This is a genomic window from Streptomyces sp. NPDC030021 (genome assembly GCF_055574035.1).
This window is the reverse complement of record NZ_JBVIAH010000032.1, coordinates 31,137-48,394: the sequence shown is the minus strand read 5'-3', so window position 1 is coordinate 48,394 and position 17,258 is coordinate 31,137. Positions and strand designations below refer to the sequence as shown.

General features: G+C 70.0%; 14 protein-coding genes. 7 read left to right on the top strand and 7 right to left on the bottom strand.

The genetic code is table 11. The annotated features are described in order from the left end of the window. Positions 1-658 precede the first annotated feature (658 nt). Entirely contained in the window at positions 659-1,849 is a 1,191-nt protein-coding gene (locus ACZ4YL_RS38515) for a pyridoxal phosphate-dependent aminotransferase (protein ID WP_468122940.1), read from the top strand. A gap of 160 nt (positions 1,850-2,009) precedes the next feature. Continuing rightward, positions 2,010-3,200, top strand: coding sequence for a hypothetical protein (locus ACZ4YL_RS38510; RefSeq protein ID WP_468122939.1), 1,191 nt, complete (start codon positions 2,010-2,012; stop codon positions 3,198-3,200). Between the two features lie 3 nt (positions 3,201-3,203). On the opposite strand, the gene ACZ4YL_RS38505 is transcribed toward ACZ4YL_RS38510, so the two are convergent. Continuing rightward, a complete protein-coding gene (locus ACZ4YL_RS38505; RefSeq protein WP_468122938.1) occupies positions 3,204-3,761 on the bottom strand; it encodes a type III secretion system chaperone family protein in 558 nt (185 codons plus the stop codon). A 128-nt stretch (positions 3,762-3,889) separates the two neighbouring features. On the opposite strand from ACZ4YL_RS38505, the gene ACZ4YL_RS38500 reads away from it, so the two are divergent. Then, the gene (locus ACZ4YL_RS38500; RefSeq protein WP_468122937.1) at positions 3,890-4,354 is read left to right on the top strand and encodes a hypothetical protein; all 465 of its coding nucleotides are present in this window, start codon (positions 3,890-3,892) and stop codon (positions 4,352-4,354) included. Positions 4,355-4,428: 74 nt separating this feature from the next. Here the strand turns inward: ACZ4YL_RS38500 and clpB are convergent, their stop codons facing one another. Next, positions 4,429-7,029: an ATP-dependent chaperone ClpB gene (gene clpB / locus ACZ4YL_RS38495; protein WP_468122935.1), complete on the bottom strand. Its 2,601-nt coding sequence runs from the start codon at positions 7,027-7,029 to the stop codon at positions 4,429-4,431. Positions 7,030-7,152: 123 nt separating this feature from the next. On the opposite strand from clpB, the gene ACZ4YL_RS38490 reads away from it, so the two are divergent. Beyond that, the gene (locus tag ACZ4YL_RS38490) at positions 7,153-7,596 is read left to right on the top strand and encodes a pyridoxamine 5'-phosphate oxidase family protein (RefSeq protein ID WP_468122934.1); all 444 of its coding nucleotides are present in this window, start codon (positions 7,153-7,155) and stop codon (positions 7,594-7,596) included. Between the two features lie 134 nt (positions 7,597-7,730). Here the strand turns inward: ACZ4YL_RS38490 and ACZ4YL_RS38485 are convergent, their stop codons facing one another. After that, positions 7,731-8,045, bottom strand: a complete 315-nt coding sequence (locus tag ACZ4YL_RS38485; protein WP_030383724.1) for a Rieske (2Fe-2S) protein — start codon at positions 8,043-8,045, stop codon at positions 7,731-7,733. 353 nt (positions 8,046-8,398) lie between these two features. Here ACZ4YL_RS38485 and ACZ4YL_RS38480 point away from each other — a divergent pair, with 353 nt between their 5' ends. After that, positions 8,399-9,475 (top strand): helix-turn-helix transcriptional regulator, encoded by a 1,077-nt coding sequence (locus ACZ4YL_RS38480; RefSeq protein ID WP_468122933.1) that lies wholly within the window; start codon positions 8,399-8,401, stop codon positions 9,473-9,475. Between the two features lie 116 nt (positions 9,476-9,591). Here ACZ4YL_RS38480 and ACZ4YL_RS38475 read toward each other — a convergent pair whose 3' ends face one another. From ACZ4YL_RS38475 to dnaK, 4 genes are read right to left on the bottom strand one after another with little or no spacing between them, the layout of a single operon-like run. Further along, positions 9,592-10,065 (bottom strand): heat shock protein transcriptional repressor HspR, encoded by a 474-nt coding sequence (locus ACZ4YL_RS38475; protein WP_468122931.1) that lies wholly within the window; start codon positions 10,063-10,065, stop codon positions 9,592-9,594. Between the two features lies 1 nt (position 10,066). Beyond that, positions 10,067-11,248 carry a molecular chaperone DnaJ gene (dnaJ, locus tag ACZ4YL_RS38470; protein ID WP_468122930.1) on the bottom strand — a complete coding sequence of 394 codons (1,182 nt, stop codon included), beginning with the start codon at positions 11,246-11,248 and terminating at the stop codon, positions 10,067-10,069. Positions 11,249-11,287: 39 nt separating this feature from the next. Next, a complete protein-coding gene (gene grpE / locus ACZ4YL_RS38465) occupies positions 11,288-11,938 on the bottom strand; it encodes a nucleotide exchange factor GrpE (RefSeq protein WP_301368620.1) in 651 nt (216 codons plus the stop codon). Then, positions 11,938-13,782 carry a molecular chaperone DnaK gene (gene dnaK / locus ACZ4YL_RS38460; protein WP_468122929.1) on the bottom strand — a complete coding sequence of 615 codons (1,845 nt, stop codon included), beginning with the start codon at positions 13,780-13,782 and terminating at the stop codon, positions 11,938-11,940. The genes grpE and dnaK overlap by 1 nt, the downstream gene beginning before the upstream one ends. A 253-nt stretch (positions 13,783-14,035) precedes the next feature. Between dnaK and ACZ4YL_RS38455 the strand changes: the two genes are divergently transcribed. After that, positions 14,036-14,569, top strand: a complete 534-nt coding sequence (locus tag ACZ4YL_RS38455; RefSeq protein ID WP_468122928.1) for a sugar transferase — start codon at positions 14,036-14,038, stop codon at positions 14,567-14,569. A gap of 110 nt (positions 14,570-14,679) precedes the next feature. Then, positions 14,680-17,253, top strand: a complete 2,574-nt coding sequence (locus tag ACZ4YL_RS38450) for a (Fe-S)-binding protein (RefSeq protein ID WP_468122926.1) — start codon at positions 14,680-14,682, stop codon at positions 17,251-17,253. The last annotated feature ends 5 nt before the right edge of the window (positions 17,254-17,258 follow it).

The window sequence follows — 17,258 nt, the reverse complement described above, 5'->3', positions numbered from 1 at the left end:
AGATGGGCCGGGGCCCGCCAGCGGTAGCAAGCACGGGTGGGGGGACACCGGCACGGGTCCACAGGAAGTCCAGGGAGGTCCGAGGACTGGTCTACTCAACCGAGGGAATCATGAAAGGCACGGCGCTCACAGCGTTTTTACCCAACTTGACGGGGTTTACATCCCCCCGGGGGCTCCGCAGTTCACGTGTTCAACAGGTTGCGCCCCGCGCGTCGTCATGCATCGGCGAACGAGTCGTCACGCAGGGGCGAACGACGAGGACGCCCGACGGAAACGGGACCGTCGAACGCCCTCCTCCACGCGGTGCCGGACTGCCCCGTATCAGCTGGAACCGCACCCCCCGCCGCCACACGAGGACGACGAGCCGCAGGACGAGGAAGAGCCACAGCCCGAGCCTCCGCCCCCGTCCACCCACGAGCTGCCGCTGCTCTTGCGGCGGCCGCCGGTCTGCCCGCTCTTGGCCGAACGGGCTGCGATCGCCACGACGAACGCGATGATCAGAAATGCGCCAACGATGAAGACGAACATGCGGTCCGCCCTTCTCTCACACCCCGGTCTTCCCGGGGGAGCGGGATCCCCGCGTCCCGCGTGAAAGGGGGATGCCCCCGCGACGCGCGGCCCAAAGCGCACTTGAGGAAGTCCAGAGGTTGCCCTCAGGATGACGACCATGAGCACCCCCGTGGGCAGCGACCGCCCCTTCCTGAACCGCCGCCTGGCGGCCTTCGGCACGACGATCTTCGCGGAGATGTCGGCGCTGGCCACGCGCACCGGTTCGATCAACCTCGGCCAGGGTTTCCCCGACACCGACGGCCCGGCGCAGATCGCCGAGGCGGCCTCCCGCGCGGTCCTCACCGGACTCGGAAACCAGTACCCGCCGGGCCCGGGCGTCCCGGAGCTGCGCACCGCGATCGCCGCGCACCAGCAGCGCTTCTACGGCCTCGGCCACGACCCCGACACCGAGGTCCTCGTCACGGCGGGCGCCACGGAGGCCATCGCCGCCGCCCTCCTCGCCCTCCTGGAGCCCGGCGACGAGGTCATCGCCCTGGAGCCGTACTACGACTCGTACGCGGCCTGCATCGCCATGGCCGGCGCGGTACGCGTCCCCGTCACCCTGCGCCCGCACGCCGGAGCCTTCACCCTCGACCTGGACGAACTGCGCGCCGCCGTCACCCCGCGCACCCGCCTGCTGCTCCTGAACACCCCGCACAACCCGACGGGCACCGTCCTGACCCCGGCCGAGCTCTCGGCGATCGCCGGGCTGGCGGTCGAGCGCGACCTGCTGGTCGTCACGGACGAGGTGTACGAGCACCTGGTCTTCGAGGGCGCCCACACCCCCCTGGCGAGCCTCCCGGGCATGCGCGAGCGCACGGTCACCATCTCCTCGGCCGGGAAGACCTTCTCGTTCACGGGCTGGAAGGTCGGCTGGGTCACCGCACCCGCGGAGCTGATCACGGCGGTCCGCTCGGCGAAGCAGTTCCTCACCTACGTCTCCTCGGGCCCCTTCCAGTACGCGATCGCCGAGGCCCTCGCCCTGCCCGACAGCTACTACGACACCTTCCGCGCCGACCTGGCCGCCAAGCGCGACATCCTCACCGACGGCCTCGCGGCGGCCGGCTTCGAGGTCTTCCACCCGCAGGGCACGTACTTCATCACCACCGACATCACCCCGCTCGGCGAGAAGGACGGCCTCGCCTTCTGCCGCGCCCTTCCGGAACGCTGCGGCGTGGTCGCCATCCCGAACCAGGTCTTCTACGACGACAAGGACGCGGGCCGGACCCAGGTCCGCTGGGCCTTCTGCAAGCGCGAGGACGTCCTGCGCGAGGCCGCCGAGCGGCTGCGCCGGCTCTGAGGGCCGCCCCGGCGATCGCTTCTCGGCGGGCCGTTCCCACACCGGCCACCCCGCGTCCTTGCGGGGTTGTAGGGCCGGTGTGAAGCTGTGCGTCGTGCAAGTGCCCGAAGCCCTCACCGCCGGGTGAGCGGACCCACCGCGAGCTGGAGAGTCGGGATTCATGGCAACGGGCAGAGCGGCCGTGTCCGCGTCGCCGCTGGAGATGCGCGCGGTCCGGGCCGTGCGGTCGGCCGCGCCGGCCACCGTGCTCGCGCTCGGGGTGTTCGCCGCCGTGCGCGGGGCCGGGGTGCTGGTGCTCGGCCTCGGGGCCTGGTGGGCCGGGCGGGATCCGCTGAAGGTGCTCGGCAGGTCCTGGGACTCCGACTGGTACCTCCGGATCGCCGCCCACGGCTACGGGCGGACCCTGATGTGGCCCGAGGCCGTCACCGGGACCGGGCCCGTCCAGAGCGACTACGCCTTCTTCCCGCTCTACCCCACCCTGATACGGCTCGTCTCCGGGATACTGCCCGGCGGGATGGTCCCCGCCGCGCTCCTCGTCGCGTGGGTCTCCGCCGCCGTGGCCGCCCTCGGGATCTACCGGGTCGGGGAGCGGGTGATCGGCCCGCGCGCCGGGCTGCTGCTCGTGGGGCTGTGGGCGGCGCTGCCGCACGCGGTGGTGCTCACCCTCGCCTATACCGAGGCCCTGCTGGCCGCCTTCGCCGCCTGGGCGCTGTACGCCCTGCTGCGCGAACGCTGGCTGTGGGCCGCCGGACTCGCCGTACTGGCCGGGCTGACCCGGCCCACCGGGCTGGCCGTCGCGGCCGCCGTCTCGGCCATGGCCCTGTACACGATCGTCGTACGAAGATCCCGGGCACCCGAGGTGTGGCTGGCCGGGCTGGTGGCTCCGGCGGGCTGGACGGCGTACGTCCTGGCCGTCGGGGTGAAGGTCAGCGACCCCTTCGGCGGCTACTTCGCCGTGCAGCGCGGCTGGGGCTCCCGCTTCGATTTCGGCGCCGGGGCGCTGCGCTCCGCCGAGCGGGTGCTGACCGGCGGGCACGTGCCGCTCGCCACCACCGTGACGGTGGTCCTGCTGGCCATGGCCGGGCTGCTGGCGGTGCTGCTGCTACTGGACCGCACCCCGCTGCCGCTGCTCGCGTACACCGCGGTCCTGCTGGTCATCGGCTTCGGCGGGGCCGGTTTCTTCGAGTCCAAGCCGCGCTTCCTGCTGCCGGCCTTCCCGCTGCTCCTGCCGCTGGCCGCCGTCATGGCGAGAGCCCGGCCGCGCACCGCGGTCATGGTGACCGCGGTGGTGGCCGGGCTCGGTTACGGCTACGGGCTGTATCTGCTGCTGATCGCCCGTGTACCGCTGTAACGGCTAGCTGTTGGTGTCGCCGTTGCTGTCGTCGTCGCTGTCGTCGTCGCCGTCGGTGGAGTCGATGTCCTGCTCCAGGCCGAGCTGCTCGACGAGCCACTTGTCGAACTCGATGGACGCGCGGACCCAGCTGACCGTGGAGGACACGAAGTGCTCCAGGTTGACGCCGGTGCCGATCAGCATCTGCGCCTCACCGATCAGGCGGACCGAGCCGTCGTCGTGGGTGTGGCTGTAGACCTTCGGCCACAGGGTGCGGCGGTTCCAGTCGTCGATCGACTCAAGAAGCTGCGGCTTCTCGTCGATCTTGTGCGGACGGTCGTAGAAGGTCCGCACCGAGAAGACCTGCTGCTCGTCCTCGCCGCGGAACATGAAGTACGTGCGGAACTCCTCCCACGGCGCCGCGAGGTCACCCTCGTCGTCGACGACGTACTTGAGCTCCATCTGCTCCAGCAGCTGCTTGACCAGATCCTGGTCGGGGACGACGGGGCCCGCCGGTCCTGTGGCCTGCGGATCGGGCTGCTGCCCTCCGAAGTTCGGAATCGAGGCCGGGTCGATGCTCACCGTGTTTTCCCTTCGTGCGGATACCTGCATCCTCCCCCATCGCGCCCACCTTGTGTCCAGCCCCGCACGTACGATCCGCTCCGGGCAGAACGAGTAAGAACCGAGTAAGAACCAGGTAAGGGGGGCGCATGGCCCTGCGCGGTACGTTCAAGCTGGTCCTGGGGCCGGTGCTGGCCGTCGGTGTCGCCGTGTGCGCCGGGGTGCTGTGGCAGGCCACGGGGGGTCCGGGCGGCGAAGGCGGCCCCCGGGGGGCGGCCGACTGCGCGGAGGTCATGGCGTTCGCCCGGATGGCCCCGCCGGCGGGCCTGCGGGACGGGAAGTGCGACCGGACCGGGGCGTCGGACGGCCGCACGACGGTCCTGGGCACGTTCCGCATGGAGCACGCCGATGTCGAGGCGTGGGTCGCGTCCTTCCCGAAGGCACCGGAGCAGGTCGCCTGCCCCGGTCCCTGGCCGGAGAACTACGACCCGGAGAGCGAGGGGTGCTTCGCCCTCGCCCACGACGAGCCGCAGCCCGGCCGGGCGGCCGGGCTGCGGCTGCGGATCACCCCGGAGGTCGGGACGACCGCGAAGATCCGCTTCGACGCCTCCTGAGGCGGCCGGCGGAGTCCTGAGCTGCTGTCCTGAGCTGCTGTCCTGAGCTGTTGTCCTGACGACGGCCGCCCCGCTCAGAGGGCCTTGCCGACCAGCAGGTCCTCGCCCGCCACGTCGACCCGTACGGTGTCGCCGTCCCGGACCTCGCCGGAGAGGATCTCCTTCGCCAGCCGGTCGCCGATCGCCGTCTGGATCAGGCGGCGCAGCGGCCGGGCCCCGTACGCCGGGTCGTTGCCCTTGACCGCCAGCCAGGCCAGGGCCTCGGGCGTGACGTCCAGCGTGAGGCGCCGGTCGGCCAGGCGCTTGGCCAGGCGGCCGATCTGGAGCTCGGCGATGTGCGCGAGCTCGTCGCCGGTCAGGGCGGAGAAGACCACCAGGTCGTCCAGGCGGTTCAGGAACTCCGGCTTGAAGGAGCTCCGGACCACGTCCAGGACCTGCTGCTTCTTCTGTTCCGCGGGGGTGGCCGGATCCATCAGGAACTGGCTGCCCAGGTTCGAGGTCAGGATCAGGATGGCGTTGCGGAAGTCCACGGTCCGGCCCTGGCCGTCCGTGAGCCGGCCGTCGTCCAGGACCTGGAGCAGGATGTCGAAGACCTCGGGGTGGGCCTTCTCCACCTCGTCCAGGAGCACCACGCTGTAGGGACGGCGGCGCACGGCCTCGGTGAGCTGGCCGCCCTCCTCGTAGCCGACGTAGCCGGGCGGGGCACCGACGAGACGGGCCACGCTGTGCTTCTCGCCGTACTCCGACATGTCGATGCGGACCATGGCCCGCTCGTCGTCGAAGAGGAAGTCCGCGAGCGCCTTGGCCAGCTCCGTCTTGCCCACGCCCGTCGGGCCGAGGAAGAGGAAGGAGCCGGTCGGGCGGTCCGGGTCGGCGATGCCGGCCCGGGTGCGGCGCACGGCGTCCGACACGGCCCGTACGGCCTCGCCCTGGCCGATCAGGCGGCGGCCCAGCTCGTCCTCCATGCGCAGCAGCTTCTGGGTCTCGCCCTCCAGCAGCCGGCCGGCCGGGATGCCGGTCCAGGCGCCCACCACGTCGGCGATGTCGTCGGGGCCGACCTCGTCCTTGACCATCGAGTCCTTGGAGTGTCCGGTCTTGGAGGCCTCGGCCTCCTCCTCGGTGGCCTCCGCCAGCTCGCGCTCCAGGGCCGGGATCTCCCCGTAGAGCAGCTTGGAGGCGGTGTCGAAGTCGCCGTCGCGCTGGGCGCGCTCGGCCTGGCCGCGCAGGTCGTCCAGGCGCTCCTTGAGCTCACCGACCCGGTTGAGGGACTGCTTCTCCTTCTCCCAGCGGGCGGTCAGCCCGCGCAGCTCCTCCTCCCGGTCCGCGAGGTCCTTGCGGATCTTCTCCAGGCGCTCGATCGAGGCCGGGTCGGACTCGTTCTTCAGGGCCAGCTCCTCCATCCGCAGGCGGTCCACGGAACGCTGGAGCTCGTCGATCTCCAGCGGGGAGGAGTCGATCTCCATGCGCAGCCGGGACGCGGCCTCGTCGACGAGGTCGATGGCCTTGTCGGGGAGGAAGCGGGAGGTGATGTACCGGTCGGAGAGGGTCGCGGCGGCCACCAGCGCGCTGTCGTTGATGACGACCTTGTGGTGGGCCTCGTAGCGGCCCTTGAGGCCGCGCAGGATCGCGATCGTGTCCTCGACGGACGGCTCGGCGACCAGCACCTGCTGGAAGCGCCGCTCCAGCGCCGGGTCCTTCTCGATCCGCTCGCGGTACTCGTCGAGCGTGGTCGCGCCGACCATCCGCAGCTCGCCGCGGGCCAGCATGGGCTTGAGCATGTTGCCCGCGTCCATGGCGGAGTCGCCGCCGGCGCCCGCGCCGACGACCGTGTGCAGCTCGTCGATGAAGGTGATGATCTGGCCGTCGCTCGACTTGATCTCGGCCAGTACGGTCTTCAGCCGCTCCTCGAACTCGCCGCGGTACTTGGCGCCGGCGACCATGGCGCCGAGGTCCAGGGAGACGAGCCGCTTGTTCTTCAGGGACTCGGGGACGTCGCCCTTGACGATGCGCTGGGCCAGGCCCTCGACGACGGCGGTCTTGCCGACGCCGGGCTCGCCGATGAGCACGGGGTTGTTCTTCGTCCGGCGCGAGAGCACCTGGACGACGCGCCGGATCTCCTGGTCACGGCCGATGACCGGGTCGAGCTTGCCCTCACGCGCCGCTGCCGTGAAGTCGGTGCCGAACTTCTCCAGGGCCTTGTACTGGCCCTCGGGATCGGGGGTGGTCACCCGCCGTCCTCCTCGTGCGTTCTCGAAGGCGTCGAGCAGCTTCTTCGCCGTCGCGCCCTGGGTGGAAAGGACCTCGCCGGCCGCGCCGCCCTTGGCGGCGACGGCGATGAGGAGGTGTTCGGTGGAGAGGTAGTCGTCGCCGAGCTTGCCGGCCTCCGCGTCCGCCTCGGCGAGTACGGCGAGCAGGTCCCGGGTGGGCTGCGGGGGCGCGACGGTGGAGCCGGTGACGCTGGGCAGGGCGGCGAGCAGCCGCTCGGCCCCGGCCCGCACGGCGGCCAGGTCGGCGTCGGTGGCGACCAGCAGGTCGATGACGTTCTCGTTCTCCTCGCCTGCGAGGAGGGCCAGCAGCAGGTGCGCGGGGGTCAGGTCCGCATGACCGTCCTTGACGGCCCTGCTGGTGGCCGCGTTCAGCGCGTCGCGGCTCTTGTTGGTCAGTTCGGCGTCCACTGCGACTTCTCCTCTCCCCGGGGGGTAGCTCCCACAACAACACTGACAGAGTCAGCGTATGCAAAGTTGAGTCTATTCCACTCAAGGCAAGTGGGGACACCGTTGCCCCGTACCCTTCGGGCCATGTCTCATGACGTACTCAATCCGACGCCCGAGTACCTCGCCTTCTGGCGGGAGCGGCACGTCTGCACCCTGACCACCCCGCGCCCCGACGGCACGCCGCACGTGGTACCGGTGGGGGTGACGTACGACCCGGAGGCCGGCCTGGCCCGGGTGATCAGCAACCGGCACAGCAGGAAGGTGCGCAACATCCTGACGGCGCAGGAGGCCCAGGAGGCGCAGGAGGAGCGGCCGGACGGCGAGCCGGTGGGCGCGCGGGTCGCGGTCTGCCAGATGGAAGGACGCCGCTGGGCCACGCTGGAGGGCCGCGCGGTGATCCGCACGGACGAGGCGTCGGTCGCCGACGCGGTGGCGCGCTACGCGGAGCGCTACGGGCGCACGCCGTCGCCCAATCCCGACCGGGTCGTCATGGAGATCACCCTGGACCGGGCCATGGGGCGCGCGTAAGCCGTTGATTCTTCATCTTGTCCGGTTCAGGCACTGGACGTGGACATCACAACGGCGCCATCGTGGTCAGGTCCACGATGGCGCCGTTGTGTGGGGGTAGCGCCTGAGCGATCTGGAACGACGGGGGAATCGCTTCAGGCACTGCGGGGGGTGGCGGTGGTGATATCGGGTTCGAAGAGCTGGTGGTCACGCTGATCGAGATTGACGAAGACCATTCCGTAGCGCACCTCGCAGCGGACGGGCTGCGGCGCGCCCCGCGGGCGGCGCAGGCACCGGTAGGCACGTACGTCCTCGTCCTCCTCGCGCACGACGACGATCGGTTGGCCGAACAGGGTGACCATCAACGAGTCGCCAGGGTGGGGGATGGCCGTGGCGAGATCGATGAACTGCCAGCCCGAACGGTAGGCGGAGGCCATCTCGCGGCGGAAGCCGCGATCGTCGGGGGTCATGCGGACACCGTCACAGGCGCCTCGGTCCAACCCGTATCGCCGTTTCCGCCCAGCAGGCCGCTGGTCCAGCCGGTGTCCGCGTACTTACCCGCGGGCGCCGTGGTCCAGCCCGTGTCGTCCGTGCTCGTCAGGCTCGTGCCCTGACCGTCCCTAGCGCTCCCCGCGTCACTTTCGACGGCGCTGACTGCCCCAAAAACCGCAACGGCGGAGAAAACTATGGCAAGCACCGAGCGAAGCATTCTCTTGTACATGGTCGGCTTCGTCCTCACTTGATGGAATCCTCTCCCCCGCGTGACAGACGATGGCTCATTCAGGCACGTCAATGCCACAGGGACGATGCATCATGTTCTTGCATGTTCAGGACCCTGGGGGGTGGAGATTTGACGCGAAACGAGACAAAGGCGACACATCCCCACCCTGTGACGTCCATGTGCGCCGAGGGGACGCGGCTCTACGCGACCGCACTGAGCACCGGCCGGATCGCCCGGGGCGAGATCCAGAACGCCCCCTGCCTGCTTGAATTCGCTCTTCTGCAGCCCGACCCGGATGACGCGAACCAGCTCCGTCCGGTTCCCCCGTCCGTAGCTTTGGCTCAACGGCTCCATCCGATTGAACGTGAGATCCAGGACCGCCGGCGCAGCGCTGTAGATCTCACCGACACTTTCGAGCCTTTCCTGGCCATCAGCGCACAGAGCCCGGCCAACACCCACGCCATCACGGTGCTGGAGGGTTTCGAACAGATCAACGCCGCCCTGAACCTCGCGACGGCCGAATGTCATACCGAGGTGCTGACGGTCCAGCCGGGCGGCGCCCGGCCCTCCCTGGCCCTCACCCAGGCCCTGGAGCGCGACCAGCCGCTGATCGACCGCGGGGTCAGCATACGGACCCTGTACCAGCACACCGCACGGCACAGCCAGGGCACGCTCGCCTACGTGGAGCGGATCTCGACGGGCAAGGTGGAGATCCGCACCCTGGAGGAGCTGATCGAACGCCTGATCATCTTCGACCGCACGGTGGCCTTCATCCCGGTGAGCGACGACCGCCGGGTCGCCCTGGAGCTGCGCCACCCGGGCCTGGTCGACTACCTCATCAAGGTGTTCGAGCAGCTGTGGCACCGCGCCGTGCCCCTCCAGGAGGAAGTGACGTACCGCAGCACCCCCGGCGGGATCTCGGGCGTGCAGCGGACCATCGCCCAGCTCCTGATCGAGGGCCACGTCGACGAGGCCATCGCGCGCCGCCTCGGCATGAACGTCCGTACCTGCCGGGCGCACATCGCCAAGCTCGCCACCACCCTCGGCAGCGGCAGCCGCGCGCAGCTCGGCTACCTCATCGCCCAGGCCGGCATCCTGGGCCGCCCCTCGGACCCCGAACAGGACTGCGAGGGACACCCGGACCACGAGGACCACGACCGGGACCAGGAAGGGCTCTGAGGGCTCCAAGGGCTCCGCGCCCCTGACAGCCCTCAGGCCCCGCCCTGGGAGGGGCGGGGCCTGAGGGTGTGCGACAGGCTGCCAAGCAGGGACCGGGGACCCGGAGCGGGCCCGGATCAGTCCAGCGGGCGCTTGGGGCTGGGGCGCCAGACGACCAGGGCGCTGCCCGGCTGCGGGGGGCTGTACGGGACCAGGTCGCGCCGGTACGAGGCGTGCACCTGGGCCTCGCGGGCCTGCAGCGTGGCCGCCGCGCCGTCCACGGCCGCGGAGAGCTCGGCCACGCGCTGCTGGAGCGCGGCGACCTGGTTCTCCAGTTCGATGATGCGCTTGATGCCCGCCAGGTTGATGCCCTCGTCCTGCGACAGCGCCTGCACCGTACGGAGCAGTTCGATGTCACGGGCCGAGTAGCGCCGGCCGCGGCCGGCCGTACGGTCCGGGGAGACCAGGCCGAGACGGTCGTACTGGCGGAGGGTCTGCGGATGCAGACCGGAGAGCTGGGCGGCCACCGAGATCACGTAGACAGGGGTCTCGTCGGTGAGTTGGTAGGCACCGTTTCCCAGACGGGAGGACTGTCGTCGGCGGCCGTCCATGTCATGCTCCCTTCGCGGACTCGAACAGCGCGGAGCGCGGGTCCTGCGACTCCGTCGCCTCGCGGTACATCTCCAGGGCCTCGCGGGCCTTGTCGGACAGCTCGGTCGGGACCGCGACCTCCACCGTGACCAGCAGGTCGCCGCGGGTGCCGTCCTTGCGGGCCGCACCCTTGCCGCGGGCCCGCATGGTGCGCCCGTTGGGGGTGCCCGGCGGCAGCTTCAGCGTCACCGAGGGGCCGTTCAGGGTCGGGACCTTGATCTCGGCCCCCAGCGCCGCCTCCGCGAACGTCACGGGCACGGTCACCGTCAGGTTGTCGTCCTTGCGGCCGAACACCGGGTGGGAACCGACGTGCACGACCACGTAGAGGTCACCGCCGGGACCGCCGCGCTCGCCCGGCGCACCCTTGCCGCGCAGCCGGATCCGCTGGCCGTCGGAGACGCCCGCCGGGATCCGGACCTGCATGGTGCGGGAGCTGCGGGCGCGCCCGCTGCCCTTGCAGACCTCGCAGGGGGTCTCCGCGATCAGACCGCGGCCCTTGCAGTCCGCACAGGGGTCGGTCAGCGAGAAGCCGCCGCCGCTGCCCCGCGAGACCTGGCCGGTGCCGACACAGGTCGGGCACACCCTGGGGGTGCCGTTCTTGTCGCCGGTGCCCGAACAGGCCTTGCAGGGGGCCTGGGAGGACATCCGGAGCGGGACCGTGGCCCCGTCCACCGCCTCCGTGAAGGAGAGGGTGACCTCCGACTCGATGTCCTGGCCGCGGCGCGGCTGGGTACGGGTGCCCGCACCGGGGCCGGCGCCGCGGTTGAAGAGGCCGCCGAAGACGTCACCCAGGCCGCCGCCGAAGCCGCCGGCCTGGCCGGCGCCCTGCTGCTGACCTCCGAAGAGGTCGCCGAGGTCGAAGTTGAACGAGCCGCCGCCGCCCGGCCCGGGGCGGAAGCCACCGTTGCCGAACAGGGCGCGCGCCTCGTCGTACTCCTTGCGCTTCTTGGCGTCGCCGAGGATGTCGTTCGCCTCGGAGATCTCCTTGAAGCGCTCCTCGGCGGAGGCGTCGCCCTTGTTGGCGTCCGGGTGGAACTCGCGAGCGAGCTTCCGGTACGCCTTCTTGATCTCGGCCTCGGTGGCGTCCTTCGGGACACCGAGGACCTTGTAGTAGTCCTTCTCGACGAAGTCCTTCGTGTTCATCCCCGGTGTCCCTCCTCCCGTGCTTCTACGTGTGCTGCATCAGCCCTTGTCGGGGGCATCCGCGTCCAAGCCGTCCGGCGCTTCGCCCTCCGTGGACTCGGACTTGGGGGCCGCGCCCGGCTGGGGCTCGGCCACCGCGACCCGTGCGGGACGGATCGTACGCTCGCCGATCCGGTACCCCGGCTGCAGGATCGCCACGCAGGTGTCCTCGGTGATGTCCGGCGCGTACGAGTGCATCAGGGCCTCGTGGATCGTCGGGTCGAAGGGCTCGCCCTCCTTGCCGAACTGCTGCAGGCCCATCTTGGCGGCGACGGTCTCCAGCGATTCGGCCACCGACTTGAAGCCGCCGACCAGCTCGCCATGCTCCCGCGCCCGGCCGATGTCGTCCAGGGTCGGGAGCAGCTCCGTCAGGAGGGACGCGACCGCGATCTCCTTGACGGTGATCCGGTCCCGCTCCACCCGGCGGCGGTAGTTCTGGTACTCGGCCTGGAGCCGCTGGAGGTCCGCGGTGCGCTCGGAGAGCGCGGTACGGGCCTGGTCCAGCTGCGCCAGCAGCGCCACGTCCTGGCTTGCGTCCCCGGCCGGGGCCGCCTCCTCCTTGGCGGAGTCGGCGGCCTTCGGCTCAGCGTCGTTCTGACCGGCGTCGGGGACTTCGGGCTTCTCGTCGAAGCCCGGGGTCTCCTCCGACATCAGGCAGCGCCGCCCTTCGGCTTCTCGTCGTCGACGATCTCGGCGTCGACGACGTCGTCGTCGGCCTTGGCCTGGCCCGCGTCACCGGCGCCGCCGGCGGCCTGGGCGGCCTGCGCGTCGGCGTAGATGGCCTGGCCGAGCTTCTGGCTGACCGCGGCGAGCTTCTCCGTCGCGGTGCGGATCTCGGCCGTGTCCTCGCCCTTGAGCGACTCCTTCAGCTCGGCGATGGCGGACTCGACCTCGGTCTTGACGTCGGCCGGGACCTTGTCCTCGTTGTCCTTGACGAACTTCTCCGTCTGGTAGACGAGCTGCTCGCCCTGGTTGCGGGACTCGGCCGCCTCCTTGCGGCGCAGGTCCTCGTCCGCGTACTGCTCCGCCTCCTGGCGCATGCGGTCGACCTCGTCCTTGCCGAGCGAGGAGCCACCGGTGACGGTCATCTTCTGCTCCTTGCCCGTGCCAAGGTCCTTGGCCGTGACGTGCATGATGCCGTTCGCGTCGATGTCGAAGGAGACCTCGATCTGCGGGACGCCACGCGGGGCCGGGGGCAGGCCCGTCAGCTCGAACATGCCGAGCTTCTTGTTGTACGCCGCGATCTCGCGCTCGCCCTGGTAGACCTGGATCTGCACGGACGGCTGGTTGTCCTCGGCCGTCGTGAAGATCTCGGAGCGCTTCGTCGGGATCGTGGTGTTGCGCTCGATCAGCTTGGTCATGATGCCGCCCTTGGTCTCGATACCGAGGGACAGCGGGGTCACGTCGAGGAGCAGGACGTCCTTGACCTCACCCTTGAGCACACCGGCCTGGAGGGTGGCGCCGATGGCGACGACCTCGTCCGGGTTGACGCCCTTGTTGGCGTCCTGACCGCCGGTGAGCTCCTTGACGAGCTCGGCGACGGCCGGCATACGGGTGGAGCCGCCGACCAGGACCACGTGGTCGATCTCGGACAGCTGGATGCCGGCGTCCTTGATGACGTTGTGGAACGGGGTCTTGCAGCGGTCGAGCAGGTCCGCGGTCAGCTGCTGGAACTGGGCGCGCGTGAGCTTCTCGTCCAGGTGCAGCGGGCCCTCGGCGGAAGCCGTGATGTAGGGCAGGTTGATCGTGGTCTCCGTGGAGGAGGACAGCTCGATCTTCGCCTTCTCGGCGGCCTCGCGCAGACGCTGGAGCGCCATCTTGTCCTTGGACAGGTCGACGCCGTGACCGTTGGCGAACTGCTTCACCAGGTAGTCGACGACGCGCTGGTCCCAGTCGTCACCACCGAGGTGGTTGTCACCGTTGGTGGCCTTCACCTCGACGACGCCGTCGCCGATCTCCAGGAGCGACACGTCGAAGGTGCCGCCACCGAGGTCGAAGACGAGAATGGTCTGGTCGTCCTTGTCGAGGCCGTAGGCCAGGGCGGCGGCCGTCGGCTCGTTGACGATGCGCAGGACGTTCAGGCCCGCGATCTCGCCGGCCTCCTTCGTCGCCTGACGCTCGGAGTCGTTGAAGTAGGCCGGGACGGTGATGACCGCGTCCGTGACCTTCTCACCCAGGTACGCCTCGGCGTCGCGCTTCAGCTTCTGCAGGATGAAGGCGCTCATCTGCTGCGGGTTGAAGTCCTTGCCATCCAGGTTGATCTTCCAGTCAGTGCCCATGTGGCGCTTGACGGAGCGGATGGTCCGGTCCACGTTCGTGACCGCCTGGCGCTTGGCCACCTCGCCGACGAGGACCTCGCCGTTCTTGGCGAAGGCGACGACGGACGGCGTGGTCCTGGCGCCCTCGGCGTTGGTGATGACGGTGGGCTCGCCGCCTTCCAGAACGCTGACGACGGAGTTAGTGGTGCCCAGGTCGATGCCGACCGCACGTGCCATTTCAATTCCTCCAGCTGACTTGAGTGGAACAGACTCAACCATGCCGCATCGCTTCGCTTGCGTCAACAGAGCTGAGTCGAGTCGGCTCAACCTTTAGCCGCCACTTACGCGCAACCCTGGGAAACAGCCCCGCCGGCGCTTGAGGCGCGGGGGTCCGGGGAGCCGGCCCCCCGGCAGCGGCGCTGCAGCCGAACGGGTCACCGCAGCCGCGCGCCACCGCAAGACCGCCGGAGGCATACGGCAGCGTGCTGGCATGCCCCTCACACTCACCGCTCCGCGGGTACGGGTCCCCGCCGTCCCGCCGGCGAAGCGGGTGTTCGACCTCGTCGGGGCAGTGATGCTGCTCGCAGTGCTCGGCCTGCCGCTCACGGCGATCACCGCCCTGCTCTACGCGACCCAGGGCGGCCGCCCCTTCGTACGGGAGCCGGCGGCGGGCCTGGCCGGGCGGCCCTTCCGGACCTGGCGGCTGCGCACCGACGACGGGGCCGGCCGGATCGGCGCGGCCCTGGACCGCTGCGCCCTCGACGGCCTCCCGCAGCTGCTGAACGTGCTCCGCGGCGAGATGTCGCTGGTCGGGCCGCGCCCGGAGGCCCGCACAGACCGCCCCGAGCGGCTCCTCGTGCGCCCCGGAATGACCGGGTTGTGGCAGGTCAGCGCGCGTTCGGACCTCCCCTGGGAGGAGATGGCCCTGCTCGACCGGCATTATGTGGAGAACCACTGGCTCGGGATGGACCTCGCGATCCTGGCGCAGACCCCGCGCGCGGCGTACCGGCAAAGGGTCGCCTGAGCGACACAGATCACCGCACGCTCGGCTACATTGCGGCGTCGGGAATGGGTAACCTCAAGCCTTGACTTCATAAGTTACCGCTTAGTAAGTGCCGCCCGAGGAGCCCTTCCATGCAACTCGCCGCGATCATCGTGTCGCTGGTCATCACGGTGGTGGCCGTCGCGCTGTTCGGCCGTGCCACCGTGCAGATCTACCGTTTCGTGCGACTCGGCCAGCCAGTGCCCGCGGGCACGCGCACCGGCGATCCCACGCAGCGCACCATCACCCTGGTCAAGGAGTTCCTCGGCCACACCCGCATGAACCGCTGGGGCATCGTCGGCTTCGCGCACTGGTTCGTGGCGGTGGGCTTCTTCTCACTGCTGCTGACGATCGTCAACGCCTTCGGCCAGCTCTTCCAGGCCGACTGGCTGATCCCGATCATCGGTGACTGGCTGCCGTACGAGATCTTCACCGAGTTCCTCGGCCTGATGACCGTGCTCGGCATCGTCACCCTGATCGTGATCCGGCAGCTGAGCCGGCCGGGCGCGGCGGGACGCAAGTCCCGCTTCACGGGCTCCAAGACGGGCCAGGCGTACTTCGTCGAGGCCGTCATCCTGATCGTCGGCGTCTGCATCATGACGCTGCGCGCGCTTGAGGGCGCGCTGCACGGCGTCGACGGCTGGGAGCCGGGCTTCTTCGCCTCGTACCCGATGATCGCCGCCTTCGACGGGCTGAGCCTGAGCACGCTCCAGCACCTGACGTACTTCTTCGCGGCACTCAAGATCGTCACGTCCTTCACCTGGATGATCACGGTCTCCCTCAACACCAACATGGGTGTCGCCTGGCACCGCTTCCTCGGCTTCCCGAACATCTGGTTCAAGCGGAACGCGGACGGCTCCACGGCCCTCGGCGCCCTGCAGCCGATGACCTCGGGCGGCAAGGAGATCGACTTCGAGGACCCGGGCGAGGACGACAACTTCGGCGTCTCCCAGGTCGAGCAGTTCTCCTGGAAGGGCATCCTCGACTTCTCCACGTGCACCGAGTGCGGTCGCTGCCAGTCGCAGTGCCCGGCCTGGAACACGGGCAAGCCGCTGTCCCCCAAGCTGCTCATCATGTCGCTGCGCGACCACGCGCACGCCAAGGCCCCGTACCTGCTCGCCGGTGGCGGCAAGGACATGGAGGGCAACGAGAAGGCCACGGCGGAGCAGCTCGCCGGCGTCCCGGCCGCCGCCCTCGCGGAGGCCGAACGCCCGCTGATCGGCACCGCCGAGGAGAACGGCGTCATCGACCCGGACGTGCTGTGGTCCTGCACCACCTGCGGTGCGTGCGTGGAGCAGTGCCCGGTCGACATCGAGCACATCGACCACATCGTCGACATGCGCCGCTACCAGGTGATGATCGAGAGCGCGTTCCCGTCGGAGGCGGGCACGATGCTCAAGAACCTGGAGAAGAAGGGCAACCCCTGGGGCCTGGCGAAGAAGCAGCGCGTCGAGTGGACCAAGGAGGTGGACTTCGAGGTCCCGATCATCGGCAAGGACGCGGAGGACCTCTCCGAGTTCGACTACCTCTACTGGGTCGGCTGCGCCGGCGCCCTGGAGGACCGGGCCAAGAAGACCACGAAGGCCTTCGCGGAGCTGCTGAACATCGCGGGCGTCAAGTTCGCGATCATGGGCGGCGACGAGAAGTGCACCGGTGACTCGCCGCGCCGCCTCGGCAACGAGCCGCTGTTCCAGCAGCTGGGCCAGGAGAACGTGGCCATGCTGAACATGGCCTTCGGCGAGGACGACGAGGACCCGTCGACGAAGAAGCCGAAGTCGGCGAAGCGGATCGTCTCGACCTGCCCGCACTGCTTCAACACCATCGCGAACGAGTACCCGCAGCTGGGCGGCGAGTACGAGGTCATCCACCACACGCAGCTGCTCCAGCACCTGATCGACGAGGGCCGCCTCACGCCGGTCACGCCGGTCGACGGCCTGATCACGTACCACGACCCGTGCTACCTGGGCCGGCACAACAAGGTCTACACGCCGCCGCGCGAGATCATGTCGGCCGTGCCGGGGCTGCGGCAGCAGGAGATGCACCGCCACAAGGAGCGGGGCTTCTGCTGCGGCGCCGGTGGCGCGCGGATGTGGATGGAGGAGCGGATCGGCAAGCGCATCAACAATGAGCGCGTCGACGAGGCCCTGTCCCTGAACCCGGACATCGTCTCCACCGCCTGCCCCTTCTGCCTCGTGATGCTCACCGACTCGGTGAACGGCAAGAAGAACGACGGCCAGGCCAAGGAACACGTCCAGGTCGTCGACGTGGCACAGCTGCTGCTCGACTCGGTGAAGACACCGGGCCCGACGGAGGCCGAGCTGGCCGCGCTCGCGGCGGAGGCCGAGGCGGAAGCCGCTGCCGCTGCCGCTGCCGCGAAGGCTGCGGCGGAGGCGGAAGCCAAGGCGAAGGCAGAGGCCGAGGCCGAGGCGGAAGCCGAGGCCAAGGCGGAAGCCGAAGCCAAGGCGGAAGCCGAGGCGGAGCCGGAGGCGGAGCCGGAGGTCAAGACCGAGGCCGAGGCCGCAGCTGAGACCGAGGCCGAGCAGGCCGACGCGAAGCCGGAAGCCGAGCCGGACGCCGAGCCGGAGGCCGCTGAAGAGGTCAAGCCGGAGGCAGCGGCCGAAGAATCCGAGGCGGCCGAGACGAAGCCCGAGGCCGAGACCAAGTAGGACGC